Source organism: Yoonia sp. R2331 (assembly GCF_041103235.1).
In the GTDB taxonomy this organism is placed as follows: Bacteria; Pseudomonadota; Alphaproteobacteria; order Rhodobacterales; family Rhodobacteraceae; genus CANMYO01.
Genome location: NZ_JBGCUN010000002.1, coordinates 592,028 through 615,602 on the forward strand (window position 1 = coordinate 592,028; position 23,575 = coordinate 615,602).

At 61.0% G+C, this 23,575-nt stretch carries 25 protein-coding genes; 8 read left to right on the plus strand and 17 right to left on the minus strand.

Features of this window, described 5'->3' with window-relative positions:
• Positions 1-67: 67 nt before the first annotated feature.
• The 5 genes from AB3Y40_RS17755 to AB3Y40_RS17775 all read right to left on the minus strand — a co-directional run bounded on the left by AB3Y40_RS17755 (position 68) and on the right by AB3Y40_RS17775 (position 4,733).
• Complete coding sequence (locus AB3Y40_RS17755) at positions 68-646, minus strand: GNAT family N-acetyltransferase (protein ID WP_369440208.1); 579 nt, start codon at positions 644-646, stop codon at positions 68-70.
• Complete coding sequence (locus AB3Y40_RS17760) at positions 643-2,700, minus strand: molybdopterin-binding protein (protein ID WP_459554006.1); 2,058 nt, start codon at positions 2,698-2,700, stop codon at positions 643-645. The genes AB3Y40_RS17755 and AB3Y40_RS17760 overlap by 4 nt, the downstream gene beginning before the upstream one ends.
• 17 nt (positions 2,701-2,717) lie before the next feature.
• Complete coding sequence (mobB, locus tag AB3Y40_RS17765) at positions 2,718-3,209, minus strand: molybdopterin-guanine dinucleotide biosynthesis protein B (RefSeq protein WP_369440210.1); 492 nt, start codon at positions 3,207-3,209, stop codon at positions 2,718-2,720.
• The gene (mobA, locus tag AB3Y40_RS17770; protein ID WP_369440211.1) at positions 3,206-3,787 is read right to left on the minus strand and encodes a molybdenum cofactor guanylyltransferase MobA; all 582 of its coding nucleotides are present in this window, start codon (positions 3,785-3,787) and stop codon (positions 3,206-3,208) included. Before mobA ends, mobB begins: the two co-directional genes overlap by 4 nt.
• Positions 3,788-3,851: 64 nt before the next feature.
• Positions 3,852-4,733, minus strand: a complete 882-nt coding sequence (locus AB3Y40_RS17775) for a formate dehydrogenase accessory sulfurtransferase FdhD (RefSeq protein ID WP_369440212.1) — start codon at positions 4,731-4,733, stop codon at positions 3,852-3,854.
• A 62-nt stretch (positions 4,734-4,795) separates the two neighbouring features.
• On the opposite strand from AB3Y40_RS17775, the gene AB3Y40_RS17780 reads away from it, so the two are divergent.
• Together AB3Y40_RS17780 and AB3Y40_RS17785 are read left to right on the plus strand one after the other, a co-directional pair.
• Entirely contained in the window at positions 4,796-5,500 is a 705-nt protein-coding gene (locus tag AB3Y40_RS17780; protein WP_369440213.1) for an AzlC family ABC transporter permease, read from the plus strand.
• On the plus strand, positions 5,497-5,832 hold the full coding sequence (locus AB3Y40_RS17785; protein WP_369440214.1) for an AzlD domain-containing protein: 336 nt from the start codon (positions 5,497-5,499) through the stop codon (positions 5,830-5,832). The genes AB3Y40_RS17780 and AB3Y40_RS17785 overlap by 4 nt, the downstream gene beginning before the upstream one ends.
• Here AB3Y40_RS17785 and AB3Y40_RS17790 read toward each other — a convergent pair.
• From AB3Y40_RS17790 to AB3Y40_RS17805, 4 genes are all read right to left on the minus strand, one after another.
• Entirely contained in the window at positions 5,810-6,436 is a 627-nt protein-coding gene (locus tag AB3Y40_RS17790) for a hypothetical protein (RefSeq protein WP_369440215.1), read from the minus strand. The genes AB3Y40_RS17785 and AB3Y40_RS17790 overlap by 23 nt on opposite strands.
• Positions 6,436-6,570 (minus strand): aa3-type cytochrome c oxidase subunit IV, encoded by a 135-nt coding sequence (locus tag AB3Y40_RS17795; RefSeq protein WP_369440216.1) that lies wholly within the window; start codon positions 6,568-6,570, stop codon positions 6,436-6,438. Before AB3Y40_RS17795 ends, AB3Y40_RS17790 begins: the two co-directional genes overlap by 1 nt.
• Positions 6,571-6,633: 63 nt before the next feature.
• Positions 6,634-7,107, minus strand: a complete 474-nt coding sequence (locus AB3Y40_RS17800) for a DUF6173 family protein (RefSeq protein ID WP_369440217.1) — start codon at positions 7,105-7,107, stop codon at positions 6,634-6,636.
• Positions 7,104-7,565: an Lrp/AsnC family transcriptional regulator gene (locus AB3Y40_RS17805; RefSeq protein WP_369440218.1), complete on the minus strand. Its 462-nt coding sequence runs from the start codon at positions 7,563-7,565 to the stop codon at positions 7,104-7,106. The genes AB3Y40_RS17800 and AB3Y40_RS17805 overlap by 4 nt, the downstream gene beginning before the upstream one ends.
• 107 nt (positions 7,566-7,672) lie before the next feature.
• Between AB3Y40_RS17805 and AB3Y40_RS17810 the strand changes: the two genes are divergently transcribed.
• Positions 7,673-7,915, plus strand: coding sequence for a DUF6356 family protein (locus tag AB3Y40_RS17810; RefSeq protein WP_369440219.1), 243 nt, complete (start codon positions 7,673-7,675; stop codon positions 7,913-7,915).
• A 1-nt stretch (position 7,916) separates the two neighbouring features.
• Positions 7,917-8,675 carry a class II glutamine amidotransferase gene (locus tag AB3Y40_RS17815; protein ID WP_369440220.1) on the plus strand — a complete coding sequence of 253 codons (759 nt, stop codon included), beginning with the start codon at positions 7,917-7,919 and terminating at the stop codon, positions 8,673-8,675.
• Here the strand turns inward: AB3Y40_RS17815 and AB3Y40_RS17820 are convergent.
• The 3 genes from AB3Y40_RS17820 to AB3Y40_RS17830 form a co-directional block, all read right to left on the minus strand.
• On the minus strand, positions 8,672-10,057 hold the full coding sequence (locus AB3Y40_RS17820; RefSeq protein ID WP_369440221.1) for an HD-GYP domain-containing protein: 1,386 nt from the start codon (positions 10,055-10,057) through the stop codon (positions 8,672-8,674). The two genes, AB3Y40_RS17815 and AB3Y40_RS17820, sit on opposite strands and share 4 nt — an antisense overlap.
• A 23-nt stretch (positions 10,058-10,080) precedes the next feature.
• Positions 10,081-11,109, minus strand: coding sequence for an MBL fold metallo-hydrolase (locus tag AB3Y40_RS17825; protein WP_369440222.1), 1,029 nt, complete (start codon positions 11,107-11,109; stop codon positions 10,081-10,083).
• A 75-nt stretch (positions 11,110-11,184) separates the two neighbouring features.
• Positions 11,185-12,885: an acyl-CoA dehydrogenase gene (locus AB3Y40_RS17830; protein WP_369440223.1), complete on the minus strand. Its 1,701-nt coding sequence runs from the start codon at positions 12,883-12,885 to the stop codon at positions 11,185-11,187.
• Positions 12,886-13,000: 115 nt separating this feature from the next.
• Between AB3Y40_RS17830 and AB3Y40_RS17835 the strand changes: the two genes are divergently transcribed.
• The 3 genes from AB3Y40_RS17835 to speB all read left to right on the plus strand — a co-directional run bounded on the left by AB3Y40_RS17835 (position 13,001) and on the right by speB (position 15,607).
• Positions 13,001-13,945 carry an L-threonylcarbamoyladenylate synthase gene (locus AB3Y40_RS17835; protein WP_369440224.1) on the plus strand — a complete coding sequence of 315 codons (945 nt, stop codon included), beginning with the start codon at positions 13,001-13,003 and terminating at the stop codon, positions 13,943-13,945.
• A 100-nt stretch (positions 13,946-14,045) separates the two neighbouring features.
• Entirely contained in the window at positions 14,046-14,645 is a 600-nt protein-coding gene (locus AB3Y40_RS17840) for a hypothetical protein (protein ID WP_369440225.1), read from the plus strand.
• Positions 14,646-14,656: 11 nt separating this feature from the next.
• On the plus strand, positions 14,657-15,607 hold the full coding sequence (gene speB, locus AB3Y40_RS17845) for an agmatinase (RefSeq protein ID WP_369440226.1): 951 nt from the start codon (positions 14,657-14,659) through the stop codon (positions 15,605-15,607).
• Between the two features lie 241 nt (positions 15,608-15,848).
• Here speB and AB3Y40_RS17850 read toward each other — a convergent pair whose 3' ends face one another.
• The 4 genes from AB3Y40_RS17850 to ubiA form a co-directional block, all read right to left on the minus strand.
• Complete coding sequence (locus AB3Y40_RS17850) at positions 15,849-16,583, minus strand: gamma-glutamylcyclotransferase (protein WP_369440227.1); 735 nt, start codon at positions 16,581-16,583, stop codon at positions 15,849-15,851.
• Between the two features lie 92 nt (positions 16,584-16,675).
• The gene (locus AB3Y40_RS17855) at positions 16,676-17,002 is read right to left on the minus strand and encodes a hypothetical protein (RefSeq protein ID WP_369440228.1); all 327 of its coding nucleotides are present in this window, start codon (positions 17,000-17,002) and stop codon (positions 16,676-16,678) included.
• A 16-nt stretch (positions 17,003-17,018) separates the two neighbouring features.
• Positions 17,019-18,890, minus strand: coding sequence for an OmpA family protein (locus tag AB3Y40_RS17860; protein WP_369440229.1), 1,872 nt, complete (start codon positions 18,888-18,890; stop codon positions 17,019-17,021).
• A 59-nt stretch (positions 18,891-18,949) separates the two neighbouring features.
• The gene (ubiA, locus tag AB3Y40_RS17865; protein ID WP_369440230.1) at positions 18,950-19,906 is read right to left on the minus strand and encodes a 4-hydroxybenzoate octaprenyltransferase; all 957 of its coding nucleotides are present in this window, start codon (positions 19,904-19,906) and stop codon (positions 18,950-18,952) included.
• Between the two features lie 11 nt (positions 19,907-19,917).
• Between ubiA and AB3Y40_RS17870 the strand changes: the two genes are divergently transcribed.
• Complete coding sequence (locus AB3Y40_RS17870) at positions 19,918-20,634, plus strand: 16S rRNA (uracil(1498)-N(3))-methyltransferase (RefSeq protein WP_369440231.1); 717 nt, start codon at positions 19,918-19,920, stop codon at positions 20,632-20,634.
• A 90-nt stretch (positions 20,635-20,724) separates the two neighbouring features.
• Here the strand turns inward: AB3Y40_RS17870 and AB3Y40_RS17875 are convergent, their stop codons facing one another.
• Positions 20,725-23,094: a putative bifunctional diguanylate cyclase/phosphodiesterase gene (locus AB3Y40_RS17875; protein ID WP_369440232.1), complete on the minus strand. Its 2,370-nt coding sequence runs from the start codon at positions 23,092-23,094 to the stop codon at positions 20,725-20,727.
• Positions 23,095-23,575: the final 481 nt, after the last annotated feature.

The window sequence follows — 23,575 nt, forward strand, 5'->3', positions numbered from 1 at the left end:
CCTCTATATAAACCGATCAGTTTAGTTTTCGCAAGCGTCAGGGCCTGTCAGGATCGCCGTGCCGCGCCTAAAGAGTTTTGACCATCGTCGTGCTGGCATTGAAACCGAAGATGTGGCGCAGTGGGCCCAAGGCGGTGGTTTTGGTCGCCACAAATCCCTCGCGTGCATAAAGCGCCTGCGCCCGTGGGTTGCTGTCAATCACGTCCAGCCGTACCTCGGCATAGCCGCGCCGCGCACCTTCAGCGCAAATCGCCCGCAGCAGTGCCGTGCCAACGCCTTGGCCCCGCGCACGTTCAGCGACAAAGACGCCGTCCATCAAAAAGCGGCTGTTTTCCGTGTCACGTTCCAACATGTGCAACAGCGCCGCGCGCCACGTCGCCCCCCACAACCCATAGATTGCCTTCAGGTCGGCAAATTCACCGCCAACAAGCGCGCTTTTGGCAGTTTTGAACCCTGCAACGCCCAGCAAGGTGCCATCGTCCGCATGGATGCTGATCCCGTGGGTCGGGTCAAATACGCGGGTGACAAAGGCCTGTCCCTTGTCCGCAGGCCCAAGGGCGATATGCAGCTTGGCTGCAAAGGCCTGCCAGTAAAGTGCTGCGGCCTCTGGGATATCCGCGTCTGGAACCGGGCTTTGCAGGATCACAGGCCAAACCCAGAGAACGGCAGAAAACGCACCGGATCGCCAGGCGAGATTGTGCAGGCGGCGTCAGGCAGCTCAACCAGCCCGGCGGCCCAGCTCAACCCCGAAATTCGCCCCGACCCTTCGGACGGGAAAACCTCCACTCGCCCTTCGGTGATTCGCGCGCGCAGGTATTCCCGGCGGCCCGCTTTCTTGGATTTGGCAAAGCCTGCAGGCAGGTCAAAGGCGACCGGCTCCACCCATCCCGCGCCCGCCAGTCGATGCAAGGCCGGGCGCGCAAATATCAACGTGCAGACCTGTGCCGCAACCGGGTTCCCCGGCAGGCCCAGCACCGGCATCCCCCGCCATTGCCCCATGGCCAGCGGGCGGCCCGGCTTGACCGCGACGCGCCACAGCGCAAAGGACCCGCTGTCCTGCAACAGGGCTGATACGTGGTCTTCGTCACCCCCTGACGCCCCGCCAGAGGTCAGCACCGCATCGCAGCGCTGTGCTGCATCATCCAGCAGGGCGGCAAGCCCATCGCGCGTATCTGGCGCACGACCCAGATCAACAACCGCGAACCCCCAGCGGGCCAGCGTCGCGCGCAGCATTGGGCCATTGGCGTCGTAGACCTGCGCGTCTGTGGCGGGCGCGCCCGGTGCCAGCAACTCATCCCCGGTTGACAGCACCCCGACCCGCAGCCGCTTATGCGCGCGGACCGTGCCGATGCCCACCGCTGTCAGCGTCCCCAGATCGGCAGGCGTCAGCACCCGGCCGATGGGCAAAACCAGATCGCCCGCCGCCATATCCTCACCCGCCTTGCGCGCGTTGGCCCCGCGCTTCAGCGGCCCGTGAAAGGCGATGTGGTGTGCAGTGACGCTGACGTCTTCCTGCAGCACAATGCTGTCCACACCTGCGGGCAGGATTGCCCCGGTCAGGATGCGTACAGCCTGCCCCGCAGGCACCACGCCGTCATAGGGCGCGCCTGCCGCCGACCGTCCAGCGACCAGTGGCATGTGTTGCGGCCCCTCTGCGGCGGGTCCGGCAAAAGCATACCCATCCACGGCTGCATTTGCCGCAGGTGGATGGCTGCGCTGCGCCTTGGCAGGGGCGGCCAGAATGCGGCCAGCCGCGTCCGTCACGGCAATGTCTTCGGTGCCAACGACAGGTGTCAGGTGGTTGCGCAGATGCGCCATGGCATCATCGACCGGCGTCCAATAGGCCCCCTGCGGCATCGCAAAACAATCGTTGCGCAAAGGCGGCGGTGTCAAACGCCTGGCCAACAGGGCCTCTTGCCCCAGCCCCAAGACCCAACCCTCTGGATCTGGGGGTCGGTCCAGCATTTTTGCCCAATCATCTGCCGACAGGGCCGAAAACCGCGCGGCATATAGCGCGACCTGTGCTGCATCCTTGATCGGATGGCCGTCCAGCGGATCGTCCAGCAGTGAGAAATAGGTTTCGGCCAGTACAACAGGTGTATCCGCCGCCTCAAACGGCCAAACCTTCAGGTCCTTGCCGAACGTCTGCCGCAACCGCGACAGCATCGGCAGCCCCATGATCACCTGTCCGCCAACAGCACCAACCCCGCCAAGCTTGAAGGGTGACTGTGCGCCAGACGCGGCCTTGTCGGCCTGCCGAAACTCCGAGAACGGCTGAGATTGATAGTTGTCCTTGTTCCTTGGAAGATCAGGGATGTCTCGCTTCAGCCCATTGAACCAGAACGGGCCTTCACCCACAAAGAAACGGTTCAGCTTTGCGGCGACATCAAACCGATTGTTTGCCTTTGGAGTGTCTTCGACTTCGCGCTCGAACCAATCCCAAAGGTCAAAAACATCCTCAGAGCCGACAATCTGCGTGGCAAAACCGCTCGGGTAGGCAAAGCACAAATCAAAACCAACAAGGATGCGACGTCCCTGCGCCCGTTCAGTACGAATGGCATCCTTGATCCATGTTTCCGCAACCTGTCTGTTGCGCAGATAAACGGGATCGTCTGCGCTCCCATCTCGCGCGATACTTGCCCAGATTGCATCGCTGCGTGGTTTCGGACCAAAGCCGTTAGCGGCCGACCAATCCACCATGATCACGGTGTCAAAGCTCACAATCCGACCTCTTGCAGGATGAAATCCGCAATTGCCACCGTATCATCCAGATCAAATCGTGGGCAGGGGACATTGACAGCGGCGTCACTTGCCACGCCGCGCACGGTGGGGTCACCGGGTGCAAGCAGCGGATGCCCGGTCGCGTGCCGATACGCCTCGATCTTGGGGTGGGCGTCGCGCTTGTAGCCCTCGACCAGCACCAGATCGACCGGATCAAGCCGGGTCAGCAGATCCGCCAAGGTCGGTTCAGCTGCGTCACGCAGCTCGCTCATCAGCGCCCAGCGGGTACCAGAGGCCAAGAGCACCTGATTGGCCCCCGCCACGCGGTGCCGATGACTGTCCTTGCCTGGCTGATCGACGTCAAAGCTGTGATGCGCGTGTTTCAACGTCGACACACTGAACCCGCGCTCGGCAATCTCTGTCACGAGGCGTTCCATCAGCCCGGTTTTGCCCGCATTCTTGAACCCGACGATGCCAAAGACGTTCATAGCATTGCCTGCGCTTTGCTTAGATCATCAGGCGTGTTGACGTTGAAGAACTGGATGTCGTCGGGGAATTCCGCCGTGCCAGCCCCGTGCCCTGAGGTCCATTGCACCACCTTGCGCAGCCCGCCCTCCAGCGCTGCGCGCAGATCATCGCGCAGTGCCACGGGCCACAACCCGAAGGTCGGCTGCCGCCCCGAGGGCGAGGCCGCCAGCGCCAGCCCTTTGTCACCCCCCGCCAGCAACAGCCTTGGCACCAGATCGGCAGGCAAAAACGGCGTGTCCGCCGCAGCCGTGACGATGTGATCCGCGCCCTGCGTCGCGGCCCAATCAAGCCCCGCCAGCACGCCAGACAGGGGTCCGGCAAAACCGGCGATGCTATCGGCCACAACAGGCAATCCCAGATGCGCAAACCGCGCGGGATCGCCATTGGCATTCAGCGCTAGCCGCGCCACCTGTGGATCCAGCCGGTCGATCACATGGGTGATGATCGGCTGCGGCCCCAGTGGCAATAGCCCCTTGTCGCCGCCGCCCATCCGCGTGGCCTGTCCACCGGCCAGAATGACACCCAAGGGTTGTTTCATCTTGGCAACCGACCGGGGGCCAGCCCCCGGACCCCCGGGATTATTTTGGCCAGAAGAAGGACGATCATTCCGCCGCCTTTCGCGCGGATTTGTGGGGTTCGTCGGGCACATCTGCCGGGTCGATGTCGCGGATCAACCGGTCTTCGCCCGCCAGACACACAAACCGTTGCCCCTTCATCCGGCCAATCAGCGTCAGCCCGACCTGTCGCGCGATCTCGACCCCCCAGGCAGTAAAGCCTGATCGCGAGGCCAGCACCGGGATGCCCATCAGTGCGGTCTTGATCACCATCTCGGACGTCAGCCGCCCGGTGGTGTAAAGCAACTTATCACCCGCGCTGACCATTTCGGCGTGCATCCAGCCCGCGATCTTGTCGACCGCGTTGTGGCGGCCCACGTCCTCCATATAGACCAGCGGTTGCGCGCCCTGACACAGCACCGTGCCATGGATGGCACCCGCCTCAAGATAAAGGCTTGGTGTGCGGTTGATCTTGGCCGCCAGCGCATAAAGATCAGAGGTCCGCACAGATGTCGCAGGCAGGGTGACACCCGTCAGCCCTGCCATCATGTCGCCAAAAACCGTGCCGACCGCACACCCGCTTGTGCGGGTCTTCTTGGCCAGCTTTTCCTCGTGATCCGTCTCGCGTGCGGTGCGCACGACAACTGTTTCAACCTCGGCATCAAAATCGACGCCCGTCACTTCGTCACTGTCCAGCAGCATCCCCTGATTACGCAGAAACCCCAGCGCAAGATATTCCGGGTAATCCCCAATCGTCATCGCAGTGACGATTTCGCGCCGGTTGAGGTAGATCGTCAGTGGCCGTTCCTCGATCACATGCAGATCAACCGGCGCGCCGGTCTGGTCAAAACCATGCACCGCGCGCGTCAGCCCATCAGCACCCGGGGCGGGGGCGATCACATAATCTGATGCGTTTTCAAGACGTGCCAAATTGAACCTCTGTGCCCATCGCGGTAACGCTTGTGCCAGCACTTCCAAGCTAGGCTAATCTCGTGACCGCTGCTACCGTCAAATCCGTCTACAAAAAGGGCCTGCGCGACGGCGCGCCGTTCCTGCTGATGGCTTTGCCCTTTGCCACCTTCTTTGGTGTTGCGGCGGCAGAGGCCGGATTGCAACTGGCGCAGATCTTCGCCTTTTCGCTGTTGGTGATCGCCGGTGCGTCGCAGTTCGCAGCACTGCAAATGATGATCGACAATGCGGCCATCGCACTGGTGCTGCTGGCCGCACTGGCCGTCAATCTGCGTATGGCGATGTATTCTGCCGCCCTCGTGCCGCACCTTGGGGCAGCACCACTTTGGCAGCGGGCGCTGGTCGCCTATATCAACTTCGATCAAAGCTACATGCAAAGCATGATGGAATATGAAAAACGCCCCGACCTCTCGCCGTCATTGAAGGCGTGGTACTTTCTGGGCGTTGCCTCTCTGATCTCGCCGGCCTGGGTGATCGCAACGGTGGTCGGCGCTTTGATCGGCAAGGCGATCCCGCCGGAATGGGCGCTCGATTTTGTTGTGCCGATCATGTTCATGGCGATGGTCGGACCAATGCTCAAGTCCCTGGCCCATGTGGCGGCTGCGCTCACCTCTTGCGCGGTGGCGCTGGCGCTGCTGGGGCTGCCGTCTGGCATGGGGCTGATCGTTGCGGCGTTCTGTGCGATGGGCGTCGGTGCGGCGGTCGAAACATGGATGGAGCGCCAATGAATTATTCTCAGGCAGAGATTTGGCTTATCATCGCCCTGATGGCGCTTGGTACTTATCTGATCCGGTTCTCATTTCTGGGCCTGATCGGCGACCGCCCAATGCCGCCGCTGGTGTTGAAGCTGCTGCGGTTTACCCCGGTGGCGGTCCTGCCCGGCATGGTCGCCCCGCTGGCGCTGTTCCCCGACGCAACCGGCGGCCAGACAGAGCCGGTGCGCCTTGTGGCAATCATCATCGTGCTGGTGGTCAGTTGGTGGCGCAAGAATGCGCTTTGGGGGATCGTGGCAGGGGCGGTGGCGTTCTACGCGGGCCTTATTGCGACTGGGCAGCTCTGATCTGCATGTCGATCTGCTGCGCGGCAAGGGCTTTGTCGTCGCTGTCGCTTTCGCGGTACTCGGCGGTTTCGACGCCCGGCAATTGCGCAAACCCCTCGGACAAGGTGTTGGGGAACCAGGTCTGCGGCAAGCCGCCAAAGCCCGGCAATCGGCGCAGAATTGCGCTGGTCGCACGTGTGCAATTGGCCTTGGCCACGGGGCCATTGCTCATCACCAGTTGCAACGCCTGTTCTGCGACCTGCGGTGACACAACCACCCTTTGGCTGATGATATAGAAGGTCTCGCGCGCGTGATAAGACGCGTAGTATTGCTCAACCCTTGGGTTGAACCCAAACAGCACATCGTTGCGCTCTGGGATCGTGGGGTGGCCGAATGTGCCTGCAGGGTCGAACATCACGCGCTGGCTGGCGTCCACCAGCAACGCGGTATGCGCACCGCTGCCGGAATCGGTGCTTTTCATCGTGTAGAGGGTCAGCGATTTCGGGCCTGTGCCGCGAAACGCCTTGGCCCGGACGACATCGTCAGGGGCCCAGACGGGCTCTCCACTGCCGCAGGCCGCCAGCCCTGTGCAGGCGACCCCGGCCAGAAACGCCCGGCGCTGCATCAGGCGTTGACGAGCGCCATAAAGATCAGGACAGCAATGATCAGGATAACCGCGCGCTGGGTCATCTTGATGAACCCGTCAAACGTCTTTTCCTGAACGCTGATATCCATTTCGCCGTGTTTGTGATCTGCCATGGTCATGTCCTCAAATCAGATGTTGCGCATCGTCTAGACGATAACGCGCGGCCTGTCACGGGGTCAGGCGGTCGCATCGCCGCCGCGTTCAAGCGCTTTGGCCAACTGGAAACCGATCCGGTTCGGCTCTGCATGATCGGCAGGCTTGGGGGCGGCCACCAGCATGACGTTTAACTGGCTGACATGCTGCACCAATTGCGTGCGCGCACCGCGATCGGTGCGCCCGTAAAAGGTAATCAGATCTGGGTCAAAATAGCCCAAGCCCTGAATGGTAATCATCCCGCCTTCACCTCCGACAAGGCCCATGCCCACCTCGTGATCGGCATCCAGCCCCTCTTCGAAGTTGCGGATATAGTTGATCAGCCGCTCATAGGCCCATTGCGCGGGGCTCTTGCCGCTGGGTGATTCCTTCAACGCTGGCGGCAGCGACAGCGGTGTCTGCACCGGCCCACCGCAATGTACCTCTTGCGTGGCAGGTATCGCTGCGTTTTCGACAATCTCTGCGCTGGTGTCGATTGTGTTCATCGGGTTGGTCATAGAGGTACCGCTGTTGTTTCCTTGATCTCTTCCATAACGAAACTGGCCGAGATATCCGATACAGAAATCCGTGAGGTCAGCCGTTTGTAAAACGCATCATAGGCCGGCACATCCGCAACCCTGACCCGCAGCACATAGTCCAGATCACCGGTCATCCGGTACGCGCCAACAACTTCTGGCATTTGACGCAACACGTTCTGAAACGTCTCGATCCAGCCGGTTTCATGGGCATTCGTGCGAATCAACACCATCGCTGTAAGGGGACATCCCGCGGCACCGGGATCAACCAATGCCACCCGCGCGCGAATAACGCCCGCTTTTTCCATCTGCTTGATCCGCCGCCAGCAGGCATTGCGCGAAAGTGCTACCCTTTCACTGATCTCATCCACACTCAATGTGGTGTCGATCTGAAGCAATTTCAAAATACGGCGATCAATTTCGTCGATCTTATCGGTCATACTTGGGATGGTATCCCAACAGTTAGCGAATGCACAACGTTATTTGGGACCCGCCGACACCCGGCATGCGATACTTTCTCATCAATGCCGGAACAAGGAGCGTTCAGATGTCCGAAGCCACCACTCACACCACCACCAACAGGGGCCTTTTTGCGCGTGTATTTATGGATCACCCCGCTTCGGTAAACGAGACCTATTTTGGTCACATGCGGTTTGCCTTTGGGTTCAGCTTCTGGCTGGCCGTAGCGGCAGGGGCTGCATTGGTCCACGCCTTTATCCCGGCGCTTTGTGAAACAACCGCAAGCCGCATCCTGCAGCGGTTGCACGCACGTATCAGCAACCGGCACTAGGATGTGTCGCATTGCAGGCTATATCGGCCCGGCCATCCCGCTGGAAAACATCGTGACCGCCCCGCAGCATTCGCTGCTGGAACAAAGCCAACACGCGACCGAGGCCAAGATCGCAGTGAACGGTGATGGCTTTGGGCTTGCGTGGTACGGCGACGGGACCGCACCTGGTCTCTTTCGCGATGTGCTGCCTGCGTGGGCCGATAGCAACCTGGCGCACCTCTGCCGCATGGTGCAAAGCCCGCTGTTTCTGGCGCATGTCCGCGCCTCAACCGTCGGCGAAACCAGCCGTGTGAACTGCCACCCTTTCACCCACGGGCGCTGGTCATTCTGCCACAACGGCCAAATCCCGCATTTCGCACAGATCCGCCGTCGCATGGAACAGGCCCTTCCTGATGACCTCTATGCCGCGCGCCAAGGCACCACGGACAGCGAGGTGATCTTTCTGACCCTGCTTGCCAACGGGCTGGATGATGACCCTCAGGCCGCACTTGCCGCGACATTGGCTCAGATCGGGCCGCAGGTCGACGCGCCGGTCAAGCTGACATGCTGCATGACGGATGGCGACCGACTCTTTGGCTTTCGCCATGCCTCGTCCGGGGCGGCACCTACACTGTATCTGTCAGGCGCTCTTGATAGCGGGGGCCGCGCAATGGCCTCTGAACCGCTGTGTTCCACGGCAGATCGCTGGACAATGATCCCAACCGACACTCTGTGCAGGTTGGACCGTGCGGCCTGCCAGATGGTGCCACTCGCGGCCTAATGCCGGGTCTGGCTGAACCGCGCCATGCCGCATTCCAACGCGTCCAGACATGCGCCGTCAAAGGCGCTGCCCACCTCCTTGCGCATCATTTCAAAAACATCCGCAATCGGGATTGGTCCGCGATAGGGGCGTTCAGCAGACAGCGCATCAAACACATCTGCGATCGTGACCATCCGCACCTCTAGGCTGATCTCTTCGCCACCCAGACCCAGCGGATAGCCACCCCCGCCCAGCTTTTCGTGGTGACCATGGGCAATCGGGGCGATATCGGCATAAGCGTCAATCTGGCTGAGCACACGCGCGCCATTGGTCGGGTGATGCCGGATCATCGTCCACTCCGCATCGTCCAGCTTGGCGGGTTTGTCCAAAACCTGATTGCTGACCCCTAGCTTGCCCAGATCATGCAACAAGGCCCCCCGCCGCAGCCACCGGCGGTGCCGCGTGCTAAGCCCCATTTCTTCCGCGATCATATCGGTATAAAGCGTCACGCGCCCCGAATGGTCCGCCGTATAAGGGCTCTTGGCGTCAACAACGTCTGAAAACGCGGTGGCGACGTCATCCAGAAACCCCTCTGTCACGGGCGTTTCGTTTTCGGCTGGTGGCAACTGAAATACGATGTCGGCGATATGTGGATCGTTCAGATCGGCCCAGAACCCCGCATCCCGCGCCAGCCTTTCCATCGCGCTGACCAGGTCGGGATCAAACCAGGTGCCCGACCGTCGCCGCACCTCTGTCATCGCCGCATCGCGCCCGTCGCCGCGGTGAAAGACGTCCAGCACCTGCGCCAGCAACGCGATGTTACCCGCCCGAGGGATCGCAGTTCCCGCCAAACCCTCTGGCTTGCCGCCACCGTCCCAATGTTCATCAAGCGCCATGATCCCCGCCTGTACCGCCTTGGAAAACCGCATCTTTGCGGCAATCTCGGCCCCGCGCTGGCAGCGCGTGTCGATCAGTTCGCGGCTGATGTCGCCGCCGTTCTGCATAATGTGGACGATGGCCCGAAATCGCTCTGACAGGCCCGATTCCAACCCGGTCTTGGAAAAGACGAACCGCAGTGCGGACGACAGCGACCCGTCAATCGTCTTGAAATCGCGTTTGAAACTGATGTCGTCGGTAAGATACAGCGCACAAATCCGCGCCGCGTTGGACGAACACCCCAAATCCTTCAGCAGCAGGGTGTAGTAGAGGTCCGAAAGCGCCTCACCCGCCATGCCCAGCTGCTGGCCCAAACGGGTACCAACATAGCAGCAGCGCACACAATGGCCGGGTGGCTGGCCTTCTGTCATATCCAGTGCATGGCTGAGCGGGGCCAGAATCTGGCTCATCCGCAGGGTCGTTGACGGTCGGTGGCGGCCATCACCCAGATAGAGTTGAAATGTCATGCGGGCGGTCTAGCCCAAAAGGGTTAATTGCCCGCTACAGCCTGAAACAAATACGCCCCGTCTACGCCTGTTGTACGCGTGACCCGACCGGTCTGATGCAGGTGGTTCAGGTGCGCCACAGCCTCGACCAGCGCCAGACCATAGGCACCACCGTCAATCTCGCGCTTGAACAGCGGGACAAAACACTCTCCGGCGCTGCGGGGCCTGTCCAGATGCTCCAGAAGCCGGGTTAACGCGCTTTCGTGGTTTTCGATCATCTGGATCAACCGCAGCGGCAAACCGGTATAGGGCGCCTTGTGCCCGGCAAGGATGAGTTGATCGTCCGTGGCATGGGCCTTGAACGCTTCACAGGATGCCAGCCATTCGCCCAAAGGGTCGGCGTCCGGCTCGGTCGGATAGACACCGATATTGGCACTGATCGACAGCAGCAACTGGTCGCCGCCCACCACCAGATTGTCATCGCGGCTCCAGAATGTGGCGTGCTCGGGCGCATGGCCGTCGCCACAGCGTATGTCCCATGTCCGCCCGCCAAAACGGATCCGATCACCATCCTTGATGCGGGTATAGCCCTGCGGGATCGGGTCAACACAATCGGCAAAGTTGAACGGCCGCTCGGTCGCGCGCTTGGCCCGCATGTCCGGGTCCATACCCGCACGGGTATAAAAGGCCAGCGCCTCGGGCGACGGCAGTGCCTGTTCATCCAGCACCAGCATCCGCGCCCATAAATAAGATGTGCGCGTGGTCACCAGCTCCGCCCCCTGCGCCATGAACCAGCCTGCCAACCCGATGTGATCGGGGTGATAATGCGTGACAATGACCCGGCTGATGGGCTTACCCTGCAAAGGCCCCGCTAGCAGTTTGTCCCAGATCGCCTTGGTGCGTTTGGTGGAAAAGCCAGTGTCGATGATGGTCCAGCTTTCGCCCTCGTCAAAGGCGTAAATATTCACGTGATCCAGTGCCATCGGCAGCGGCAGGCGCAACCACAGTACACCGGGGGCCACTTCAATTGCAGCACCCTCTGCGGGGATGTCTTGATACGGAGTTTTGATCATGGTCGGACCTTGCCTCAGGCACCAAGAATTTTCGACGAAAATTCTTCGCCCCCAAATCTTCGTCGAAAATTTGCTTTATGCCACAAGATCTTCGGGAGTGATGGCCATGACATCATCCGCGCCTTCGCGCACCTGCGCCAGAAGGCCTGCGAATTCCGGCAATTGCCGATTGATATAAAACGTCGCCAGGCGCCTTCGTGCCTCATCACCCGCAATGGCAGAGGTCAGATGCACATGCGCCCCCAGCACCCGCGCAAAGGCGCGCAGATATGGCACCGCACCGGCAAAGCGGTCCGTCATGTCCTGTTCAACCAGCCATTCGGTGGTCTCGCGCAGTGATTCCGCCGCACCCCAGACCGCTTCGGCCAGATCGGGCAGGGCGGCCTTGGCGATCTCTGCGCCCTGTTCGATATCTTCGATCAGACGGAAAGCAGCTTCGCCACCATCCATCATCTTGCGCGCGACAAGGTCCATCGCCTGAATGCCGTTGGTGCCCTCGTAAATCGCCGTCACCCGTACATCGCGGCTGAACTGCGCGGCACCGGTTTCCTCGACAAAACCCATACCGCCATGTACTTGCACGCCCGCGTTGGCGACCGCGATCCCGGTATCGGTGCCAAAGGCCTTGCAGATCGGCGTCAGCAAGGCCGCCCGCGCGGTCCAGGCTTCATCGCCCGTGGCTGCGGCCATATCAATGGCCACCGCATTCATCAGCGCAATTGCGCGCGCGGCATAGATGTCAGCCTTCATCTCGGCCAGCATCCGGCGCACGTCCGCATGTTCGATGATCGCACCACTGCCGCTCGCGCGACCCTGCTTGCGCTCTTGCGCATAGCTCAACGCGTGTTGATACGCGCCCTCTGCGGCACCCACACCCTGCACGCCAACACCCAGGCGTGCGTTGTTCATCATGGTGAACATCGCAGCCATTCCGCCGTGTTCAGGCCCCACCAGCCAGCCGGTGGCGTTGTCATAATCCATCACCGCCGTGGGTGACCCATGCAGGCCCAACTTGTGTTCCAGACTGACCACCCGCAGGCTGTTGCGCGCACCCGGATTGCCCTCTGCATCGGGGATGAACTTGGGCACCATAAACAGGCTGATGCCTTTGGTCCCCGGTCCCCCTTCGGGAAGCCGCGCCAGCACCAGATGACAGGTGTTTTCGGTGAAATCATTGTCGGCCCAGCTGATATAGATCTTCTGACCACTGATCTTGAACGACCCATCACCGTTCGGTTCCGCCTTGGACCGCAACGCGCCTACATCAGACCCTGCTTGCGGCTCTGTCAGGTTCATCGTGCCGTGCCATTCGCCAGAAATCAGCTTGGGAATGTAAAGCGCCTTGATGGCGTCGTCGGCGTGATTCTCAAGCGCCTCGATCTGGCCCTGGGTCATCAGCGGGTTCAACTGCAGTGCAAGGCACGCGCTCGACATCATTTCGTTCACTGCCGTGGTCAACGTCATCGGCAGCCCCATGCCGCCAACTTCGGGGCTGGCGCTCATCCCGATCCAGCCGCCTTCGGCAATGGCACGATAACCATCGCCAAACCCCGGCGACGTTCGCACGACACCGTTCTCCAACACCGCCGGATGCAGATCGCCCGCGCGGTTCAGCGGGGCCAGTACCTCTTCGCACATCTTGCCCGCCTCGGTCAGGATCGCATCCACCATATCCGGTGTGGCTTCGGTAAATGTGTCGGTCTCTGCGACAGCGGGAAAGCCGGTGACATGGTCCAGCAGAAAACGGAAATCAGCTACAGGCGCGCGATAGGGCATGGATCGTCCTTGGTCTGATGCGCGGCTTGGCAATTCGTCGGGCCGCGGCTATGCAATTGAAATCTTTGGTGCAGGGTAACCGCCCGGTGCCGCCCATCAACCGAAACGCCACGTCATGACCGCCGCCGCCCTTCGTCTTGCCCCGGATGCCGCAGGCCTTGCGCAAGCCGCAGAGTTGCTAACCGCCGGTCAGCTCGTCGCCTTCCCGACCGAGACGGTTTACGGCCTTGGCGCGGATGCTCGCAATGACGCCGCCGTGGCCGCGATCTACGCCGCCAAGGGTCGCCCCAGCTTTAACCCGCTCATCGTGCACCTGCCCGATCTGAAGACCGCGCGCCGCTATGTCGTGTTTGACGATGCCGCCGAACGGCTCGCCGCGGCTTTCTGGCCCGGCGCACTGACACTTGTGCTGCCCCTGCGCCCGGATGCGGGGATATCCAAACTCGTCACGGCTGGCCTGCCGACACTTGCAGTCCGTGTGCCTGACCATCCGGTGGGGCAGGGTCTGCTCGCGGCTTTTGGCGCACCTGTGGCAGCACCCTCTGCCAACCCCTCGGGCCGGGTCAGCCCAACAAGCGCCAACCATGTGCTGGCCGGTTTGGGCGACCGGGTTGCTGCGGTCGTGGACGGAGGGGCCTGCGGCGTGGGGCTTGAATCCACGATCCTTGCAACCCAGCCGCCCACGCTCTTGCGCGCTGGTGGCATCCCGGCAGAGGCGCTGACCGCTTGCCTAGGTGTACCGCTTGCTGTCGACACGACACCCACCAGCCCGACGGCTCCGGGGCAACTCGCCTCGCACTACGCGCCGCGCGGGGTGGTCCGCCTGAACGTCACCGCGCCGAACCCGGACGAGGTGCTGCTGGGCTTTGGCCCGGTCGATGCCGCCTTGAACCTGTCCCCCGCCGGTGACGTGACAGAGGCGGCCGCAAACCTTTTTGAGATGTTGCACAGGCTTGACGCGATGCAGGCCACATTGATCGCCGTCTCACCGATCCCGGACCACGGGCTGGGGGCTGCGATCAACGACCGCCTGCGCCGCGCCGCCGCGCCGCGCGCCTGAAACCCTCTGCGTAAAAAAGAAATTGCTTGAGCCCCGCGCCCTCCGGTCCCTTACTGTTCCCTGGGGGCCTTGGGTCCGAACATTTCAAAAAGGCGGCACGATGTCCTTCATTAATCAAAACGATTTCAACGACCCGCAAAGCCTGATGCGCGCACGCGGCGTCGACCCAAACCCTGACCGCGCCTTTACCGATCTGGACGGCAAGCCGCTGTTCCATGCCCAAACGGGTGGCATTCTGAACCCAAGGCGTGCTGAATTGGCCAAGGGCACCGTGCTTTTTCGGTTTGGCGGCGGCGGTGCTGCAGTGCCTGCGTTGATGGCCGGGTGCTGGTGGGTGGACCAGCGCGAGTTTCAAAAGCTGCTGTCCTTTGGAAACCAGCACAACATTCCCGCAGGTGCGGCTATGCGGCAATTGGCGCTGATCCCGCCCGAATGGTCCGATATGACGCGCCTCGTGCGGGTGACGGTGAAACGCGCGTTGCTGGCCTATCGCGGATTGGGCAATTCAGTGCATATCGACACCGGCGACGGCCTTGGTGTCGTCAACATGCCGCATCAAAACGACAATCCTGCCCGGCGGATGCAGCAACTTTACATTCCCGGCCTCTGGCGGCCCGGCGCGGCCAATGCTGCGCTAAGCTACGGCAGTGACTTTTCCTTTGATGCTGATCAAAGCATGCGCGGATTTCTTTACCTCTAAAGGACACAGCCATGCCCCATGACTACGACAGCGGCCGTTTGAACCTGCCATTCGTGGGGATTTCGACTTTTGGCAAATACGACTACCTTGCCGATTGGTCGGCAATCGACGCCGATGTGGCCGTCCTTGGCGCGCCCTTCGACTTTGGCACCCAGTGGCGACCCGGCGCGCGCTTTGGTCCGCGCGCGATCCGTGAGGCATCGACGCTTTTCGCCTTTGGCCATGCGGGCGCATACGATCACGAAGACGATGTGACCTATCTGGGCGAAGGCACCCGGATCGTGGACATAGGTGACGCCGACATCGTGCACACCGACACCAACCGCAGTCACGCCAATATCGAAGCCGGTGTGCGTGCGATCCTCGATGCCGGCGCGCTGCCGGTGGTGCTGGGCGGGGATCACTCGGTCAATATCCCATGCGTGCGCGCCTTTGCTGAACGCGGCCCGATCCACATCCTGCAAATCGACGCGCATCTGGACTTTGTTGATGAACGCCACGGCGTGCGCTTTGGGCACGGCAACCCAATGCGCCGGGCCGCAGAACAGGACCACGTCACTGGTCTGTCGCAATTCGGTATCCGCAACGTGTCCTCAACGGCCAAGTCAGGCTACGCCGATGCCCGAGCGATGGGGTCCGACATCCTGTCCGTGCGCCAGTGCCGCGCGCTGGGAACCGATGCGCTGCTGGCCCGCATCCCCGCAGGGGCTGACATCTACCTGACCATCGACATCGACGGCTTTGACCCTTCTATCGCGCCCGGTACCGGCACCCCCAGCCACGGCGGGTTCCTGTATTACGAGGTGTTGGAACTGATCGCCGCCGTCGCCAAACGCCAGCGCATTGTGGGGATCGACCTGGTCGAGGTCGCCCCCGACTACGACCAAACCGGCGGTACGGCGATCCTGGCCGCGCAACTGCTGCTCAACATTATTGGTCGCGTCCTCTACCACCGCGCCTAACACTCGGCTTGCGCCCGACATCGCGTGAAAGTCGCAGCGACTGCCCGCGCTGGTGCGTCGCGACCCTTGTGAAACTGGTGTCATTGAGCGTCATCATGCGTGTCCACCACCGCAGCAGCTGATCGCCGACTTGCCTGACGGTTGCACTGCCAAATCGCGCCGCCGCAAATCCCGTGGCGATTTTTTGCAAGGCCGCCTGAAATCGCCATGCCACCACAAACCGAAACGAAAGGCGTGCGGCTTATCCGGCAGAGACCCGTTCTTCGCAATACTGCAGCGCCTCACTCAGCAGGTCATCGACGTTGGGGTCAACGATACCAAGCACATCAAACTGCTCTTTTATGCCGCGCAGATAATCGAGAGAGCTGCCCATGAACCCTTCACCCGTTGCAACGTAACGGATTTGTTCCGCACGCGTTACATCAGGCGCCATGATGACAGAGCTGTGGTCGGCCAGAAACGTAAGTGCCGGGATCGTGCCCCATGTCGTCTCTGTCTCGATCAGTTGCGGCACATAGCCGGGGCCGACAAATTCGCGCGCCCACAAGACATCCGTTTCTTCGGCGATGATCGCCTCTGGCACACGGAACACCAAACCGTCGCAGCCCTGTCCGACATCCAGTGCCGCCATCAGTCCGGGCGCGTCCTGTGTCCCACGCCCGCCATAGATGTCGCGCAGAATAAAGGCGCGGGCGTGACCGGGGGCATGGGCGCGCAGCACCTTGTCAAAACGCAATGCAGGGTTCCACATCAGCGACCCATAGGCAAAGACCCACAAATCACCCTCATGCCCAGCCAGCGTGGCATTCCGAGACGCGCGCCGCTCCTCTGGCGTGTGTAGCAAATGCCAAAACGGGGCCGTTTCGGGGTTTGCCAGCATGACCTCTCGCAAGTCATTGACGCGAAAGTAGCTGCTAAGCGGATCAATGATCTTACCCCGAAGTCCGGGGTGTTCCGCATAGGGATCGTTCGTCATGAAATGCCCCGTTTTCAATCTGGTAACGGCTGTATGGCGGCAAACCGTTAAGACACCTATAGGACCCGTACAACTTTTTGGCGAATTCAGCGCTAACCGGCGTTTTGTCGCTCAACATAGGCGCGCAATTCTTCCGCCTCGCGGCGGGCATCCCGCAGACCGTCCATCGCCGCGCGCAATTCCGCCTCGGTCTGGGCCAACTGGTTGGTGATCTCGGCCTCGCGCTGCTGCAAATAGGTGATCGCCTGATCGCGAGTCTCTTCGGCCTCGTGCAGCGCCTGTGCCATCTTGTCCAATTCGCCGACCTCGGCCTTGGTGACGCGGGTGAAACGGTTGACCAGCCAGCTTGCAAACCAGCCCAGCATAAAAGCCACAAACAGGATGATGGCCGTAGCGATGATAAATTCTGTGCGATTCACGTCGTCGTCCTGTTGGTCATTCGCTCGGTGCAGCTTCGGCTTCAAGCTCTTCTAATGCAGTTGTTTCTTCGGGGATAGGCTCTGGCACGATCAGACTGAATTCGATGCGCCGGTTCGCCTCTCGGCCCGCTTCGGTTTCATTGTCCGCAATCGGGTCCGCCTCTCCGAAACCCACGGCCTCAAAGCTGGCGACCGGCACGCGGCGCACGCGCAACGCGGCCAGCACTGATTCTGCGCGCTGCTGGGACAATTGCTGGTTCATCTCTTCACGGCCCTGACTGTCGGTGTAACCCGCGATCTGAATCTTTAGATCAGGACACTTTTGCAGGATTTCGGCAATGTCATCGACAACCGGCTGCGTGTCTGCGGTGATCGAGGCGGAACCGGGATCAAACAGGATCTTGCGGGCCTCTGTCACCACGCCGATCCGGGCCACACATTCCTCTGGCGTGGGCAGGGCGGCAATCGGGTCCAGCGTTTCGACATAGGTGACGTCAAGTTCAACCTTGGCATTCTGGCCCAGTTTGTCGATCAGCAGGCTGGTGATCTCGGTATCGGCATTGGCGTTTCCGGTGTTGCCCGTAATGCTGACCAGATCAGGTTCTACGACGACAGCCCCGTTGGACAGCTCTGACAAGGCATCGATCCCCGCCAGCACACGCACGGTCCAGCCCGCGGGCAATCCGTCAACAACGCGGGTCCCCATTGTGACATTGCGCTGCCCGAACTTGGCCTTGGCAAAGTTCTCGGCCGTGGTGTTGACCAGATCATCAGGCACTCGCCCGCGCAATTGCACGGCCCCTTCCGGCGACAGCGTGGCGGTGAACTGGGGCGGCCCTTCGGCGCTGGCGTCCTGTGGTTTGGGCAGGGTCGCATCCAGTGCAAAGACCTCTGGCAAAGCGTTTTCCAACTCGCCCACAGTACGATCAAACAGCGCCTGATCGGTGCCCAATGCGGCCTCGAGCGTGACGTCCGTGTCCGACAGGGTCACCGTGCCGCCGCCCAAGGTCGCCACAGCACCAATCGACAGCGCCACGGCGTCGCCCCAGGTGCGTGACGGCACCCCAAGGGCGTTGACGCAATTGGCCTTGCCGGTGAACCCCGCCGCAGTGGCCGCCGTCAGAATGCGCCGCTCGGCCTCGGCGCTGTCAACTGTGCAGGCGACAAAACGGGATGTGCCATCTTCCATCACGAACCGCGTGGTGTAGGGCGAAATGACAGGGCGCGGCGCGGTAATTGCCACGGCCATCGCAATGCCGTCGGGTCGGTTGCGCGCCAGACTGGTTTCCATCCGGCTCTTTTCTTCGGCGCTGTCGGCAATCGCATTCACCGACACCCGCGTTGCCGTGACAGAGATCTTGCTACGCTCCAATTCTGACAGCGCCCGCAATGCGTAATTTAACGCAGGGCGCCATGTGTCAGGCACCGCGTAATCGGCCATCTCCAGCAGATCAGTGACCGGCTGATTGCCTGCCAGCCTTGTAATCCGATTGGTCAATTCTTCGCGGTTGGTGTCCGCGGGGATCAACCCGATCAAGGAAATTCCACTGTCGTTGCGCAAGATTTCAATCGCGAACTCTGGCGGGGCGATGCCCGCACTGTCCGCCACGCTCATCACGTCAATGACACGGCTGGCGTCCACGATCCGTCCGGCAGCAGAGATCGCCCGGAACCGGGAGGCCTCGCTTGGTGCTTCGCCCTCGATGATCACTTGCAGTCCGTCCCCGATGACAGAGGCCCATTCGTGCCCCTTGTCCAGCAAGTCCTCTTGAACGGCCACGACAGACCGGTCCTCGACCACGCCCACTGCCGCTCGCGCCGCCAGAACAGAGACGAAGGCCGCAAGGATAAAGACGCCGATGCGCAGGAAGAGTGAAGAGAGCCGCATGAATCTCCAGGTGGGTTGACCGCGTGCCCTTCAATAGGGGCTGACGCGCAATGGTTCAATCACACGAAAAGGGCGATGGCAAAAAACGGCAGGGGTAACAGGCCCGCATTCCGGTTGGATCGGAAGATCTTGAGCAACCCGTCACTGTCATCGGGATTGAACCGTGCCAATTGCCATGTCAGGTGCCAGGCCAACGCCCAAGGGCCGCCCAACGCGACCACAAGGCTCAGGATGGACCGGTCCTGACACGCCAGCACCACGGCAACCCCCATCAGTAGCAACGTTGCGACCAGAAAGCCGCGCAACCAGACTTTGGATGCATCACCAAAAAGCCGCGCAGTTGATTTCACCCCGATCAGCGCGTCATCTTCGGCGTCCTGATGGGCATAGATCGTGTCATAAAACAACGTCCACGCGATGCCCGAGACATAAAGCGCAAACGCCGCCCAGCTCAGCTTATCGGTATGCGCGGCCCAGGCCAGCAGCGCGCCCCAGTTGAACGCCAGCCCCAGAAACACCTGCGGCCACCACGTGAACCGCTTGGCAAAGGGGTAAATCGCAACCGGCGCCAGGGCCAGGATGCCCAGCCAGATCGCCGTGGGGTAAAATGTCAGAAGGATGAAAAACGCCAGCACCGCCTGCGCCACCATCCAGATCACCGCCCCCCAGACCGTGACTTGGCCCGCCGGAATCGGCCGCGACCGGGTGCGGGCAACAGATGCGTCAATCTTGCGATCGGTGATGTCGTTCCATGTACAGCCCGCGCCGCGCATCAAAAAGGCACCAATCCCGCAGCCCGCCACGGTCCACAGATCATGCACCCCATACCGCCCGGTGGCCAAAATCGCCAACGCCAGCCCCCACAGGCAGGGCACATAAAGCAGCCAGGTGCCAATCGGCCTGTCCGCCCGGCTTAATCGCAGAAACGGGCGTGTGTGCCGCGGCGCCAGCGTGTCCACCCAATTGCCCGCGCTATCGGCCACAATCCCGTCTGGCGTTGGTGAAGGCTCGGTCATATGTTGCGCCCATGGCATCCAAGGTTCGGCTTTTTGTAGATCACCCGTTGGGGTCAGGGCAATCGGTTCCGTTGTCGCGCGAACAGGCGAACTACCTGTTTGCCGTGATGCGGCTACCCGTTGGCAGTGTTCTGTCGCTCATCAACAGCCGCGACGGCGAATGGGACGCAGAGGTGGTCGAGGGCAACAAGCGCGGCGGCATCCTGCTCTGCCAGTCCCAGACCAAACCGCTCTTGCTGCCGCCTGATCTGTGGCTGCTTTTCGCGCCCATCAAGAAGGCCCGCACCGATTTCATCGTTGAAAAGGCGGTGGAAATGGGCGCGCGGCAGATCATGCCTGTGCAAACCGACTTCACCAACGAAAAGACGCGCGTGGACAAACTGCGCGCCCACGCAGTCGAAGCGGCAGAGCAATCAGGCGGCACCTTTGTGCCGCCCGTCACCGAGGTTCAAAAACTCGACGCTCTATTGTCCAACTGGCCCGCCGACCGGCAGCTCATGTTCTGTGATGAGGCGGAGGTGGGTGTGAGGCCAACCCTGCCAAGCACGCAAGGCCCTTGGGCGATCCTGATTGGCCCCGAAGGCGGATTTTCCCCCGCCGAACGCGCCCAACTCCACAACTTGCCCTTCACCCACCCCATCAGCCTCGGGCCCCGCATCCTGCGCGCAGACACCGCCGCCGTTGCGGCCCTGACCCTTTGGCAACTGGCGCTGGGCGATTGGCGGTAAATCGCATTGCGGTTCTTGCGCGCCTCAGGCGGGCCTTGTCTGGCAAAACACAGTCCAAAACGCGCATTAATGATCTTGCGGGGGAGGGGGTCACACCGCGCCAGTTCGGGTCGGGCGCTCTGAAACCAGATATCCCACCGCCTCTGTCGGTGGGATCGCTTTGCCAAACAGGAAACCTTGTCCAAAATCGCATCCACGTGCCCGAAGGAAGGCCTCTTGCTCTGGCGTCTCAATGCCTTCTGCAATCACCTCCAGCCGCAGGCCTTTTGCGATGAAAATGAAGCCTTCGATAATGGTCTCGGCGGCGCGGTCGTGGCCGATACCGTGGACAAACGTCGTATCAATCTTTAGCTCGTCCATATGAAGTTGATGCAGACGCGTGAACGACCCAAAGCCCGTCCCGAAATCATCCATCGCGAACCGCGTGCCCCTAAGGCTCAGCCGCTGGATCGACTCGCGGATTTCTGTCGCACCGCGGTCGAACAGAACATCTTCGGTGATCTCAAACGTCAGCATGGATCGAAATTCAGCGAAGTCATCCAGGATCGCTTCAATGATTGCGCGCGCGTCCCGAGAGGCCAATACCTCTTCAACAATATTGACCGATACCTTTGGCACCTGATGCCCCGCCGCCTTCCACCTCGCCATCTGCTGCAGGGTCTGGCGCAGCATCGCATAGGTAAACTCACTTCCCAGCCTGTGGCTTTGAAGTTGCGGAAGAAACGCCCCGGGCATAATGACCTCGCCGGTTGGTTTTCTCCATCGGGCGAGGGCCTCGAAGCCTACGAAGTCGCCAGACCGCAGATCCACCTGCGGCTGATACCAGGGCTGAATTTCGCCATGTGCGATCGCCAAACGGATCTCTTTCATGCGGTTCAGGTCGGTTGCCGCGTCTGCCTTGAGCGTGTCATGAATCCGGTACGCAGATTTTCGCGCGTCTTTTGCGGTGAACATCGCCTGATCAGCCGCCATCATCAGCTTGTCCATATCCATGCCCAAGGCCTGCGTGGTCGCGATGCCGATGCTGCCTGAGATATCAATTGCGCGTCCATCAAATCGTGCGGGGTGTTCAAAGACAGTCAAAATCCGCTGCCCAAGGTTCTTCGCCTGCTCCCGTGTCGCAATCCCTTGAACAATAAGCGCAAATTCATCGCCCCCGGTCCGGGCGACGATATCCCCTTTGCGCACCACTTCACGCAGCTGTTTGGCGACAAATGCCAAAACGCAGTCTCCGGCCGCATGGCCAAACGTGTCGTTGATTGGCTTAAATCTGTTGAGGTCAATCGCGACATAGGCGTAGTGAACACCCGCATCCGCTTGGGCAAGACGTTTCTTGTACTCCTCCAACCCGGTGCGGTTCGCGATCCCCGTCAATTGATCGGACCGCGCGGCGATTTCAGCAATCTGTTGGGCTTTTTCAAGCTCTTCGCCGCGGGCGCGTTCCACCTCTGCCAATTCCTGAGCACGTTGCACGTCAAATTTCACGCGCATCTCCGCCATGCGCGCTTCGGTCTCCATGCGGAACAGCGATTGATCAAGCTCGGCATAGGCCTTGTAGGCAGGAAGGGCGGCGCGATAATCCCCGCGGGCCTCCATGATGCTCGCGATTTCAAGCTGAAACCAACGCTGCCACAGCGGGTAGGCGATTTCCTTTGCGATCCGCAGTCCTCGCCGCTGAACCTCCAAAGCGCCGTCTTGGTCACCCTGAGATAGCAGCGCTTTTCCGATGATCACCAACGCCTGACAAGTCACACGCCGATCGTTCAGCGATTGCCCCAGATCAGCCGCCTGACTGGCCAACCAGTGAGAGCGGCCAAATCGGCCCATCTCCAATTTAACGGCTGCCATGACTTCCAGCGTATAGGGCAACACCACAGCGTTGCGCGACCTCCTGGCAAGTCGCACGGCCTTTCTGGCCGGGGCCCAAGCCGGATTGACATCCCCCTTGCGTAACAGAATGCGCGCGTGGATATGGTATGCGTGGGCCAGTTCGGACAAATGGTTGCCGCCACTGGCCAAAGTGATCGCGTCGTCAACAAGTGCCAAAGCATCGTCAAACGCGCCCGAGTAGGACAGAATTGTCGCCTGAACGAGAAACAGATCAACCCGGGTCGAGATAGACCCATCAAATCCAAGCATTTCCAAAGCCTGCCGGATCAAGTCCGACGCACTGTCCTGGCGCCCCTGACTATAAAGCAGCACCGCCCGCCCGGCCATCGCCTCAATGCGTTGTAGTCTGACATCATCGCTGATGAGCAAACGTTCCGCTTCCAGAAAATAGGTGTTTGCCCTGGCAAAATTACCAGTCCAGCGATCGTGCCATCCAAGCACACGCGCAGCATGCCCAAGCGTCACTGAATTTGCTGTGTCGGACGAGGTCTTGATACGGGAATAAACAAGTTCGGCTTTGGATTGGCTCAGCGTCGGGTTTCGCCACCTCAACAACCATGCACGCGACACGACCCTTGCATCGCGGTCATCAGAACCCTTTGCCAACGACAGCGAACGTTCGTCCGATGATCCAAAACCTGAAGAGGTCACTTGTTGTTCATTCCTTCCAGCACAACCAACCCCGGACCAACACTCAAGTATAGGCGACAGCCTTGATCACCATATGGCCAAGAGCTTTCATATTGATTAGCAATATATGCGTCCTTGTGCCTGATCGGCAGGACAACTGCGCGCTTACGGATTCACGTTAGTCCAAGGATTGGTCCCATTGCACGAAGGAAGTGTGGCCTGCGACGGCCGTTGCGGCGGTAGGGCCGATCTTTGACTTTCGAAAAGCAGATGTTGGCGATCAGAGATCCTGCATGCCCTTGGACGAGGTCAGCCGCGACTTTGCGGACCATGATGGCACGCCTTGTCCATGCCCCAAAAGACCCGTCATCGCCCGTCGGCCCTTGATCACACGGTCCTTGCGTTCGTGTCGGGCGAGGCA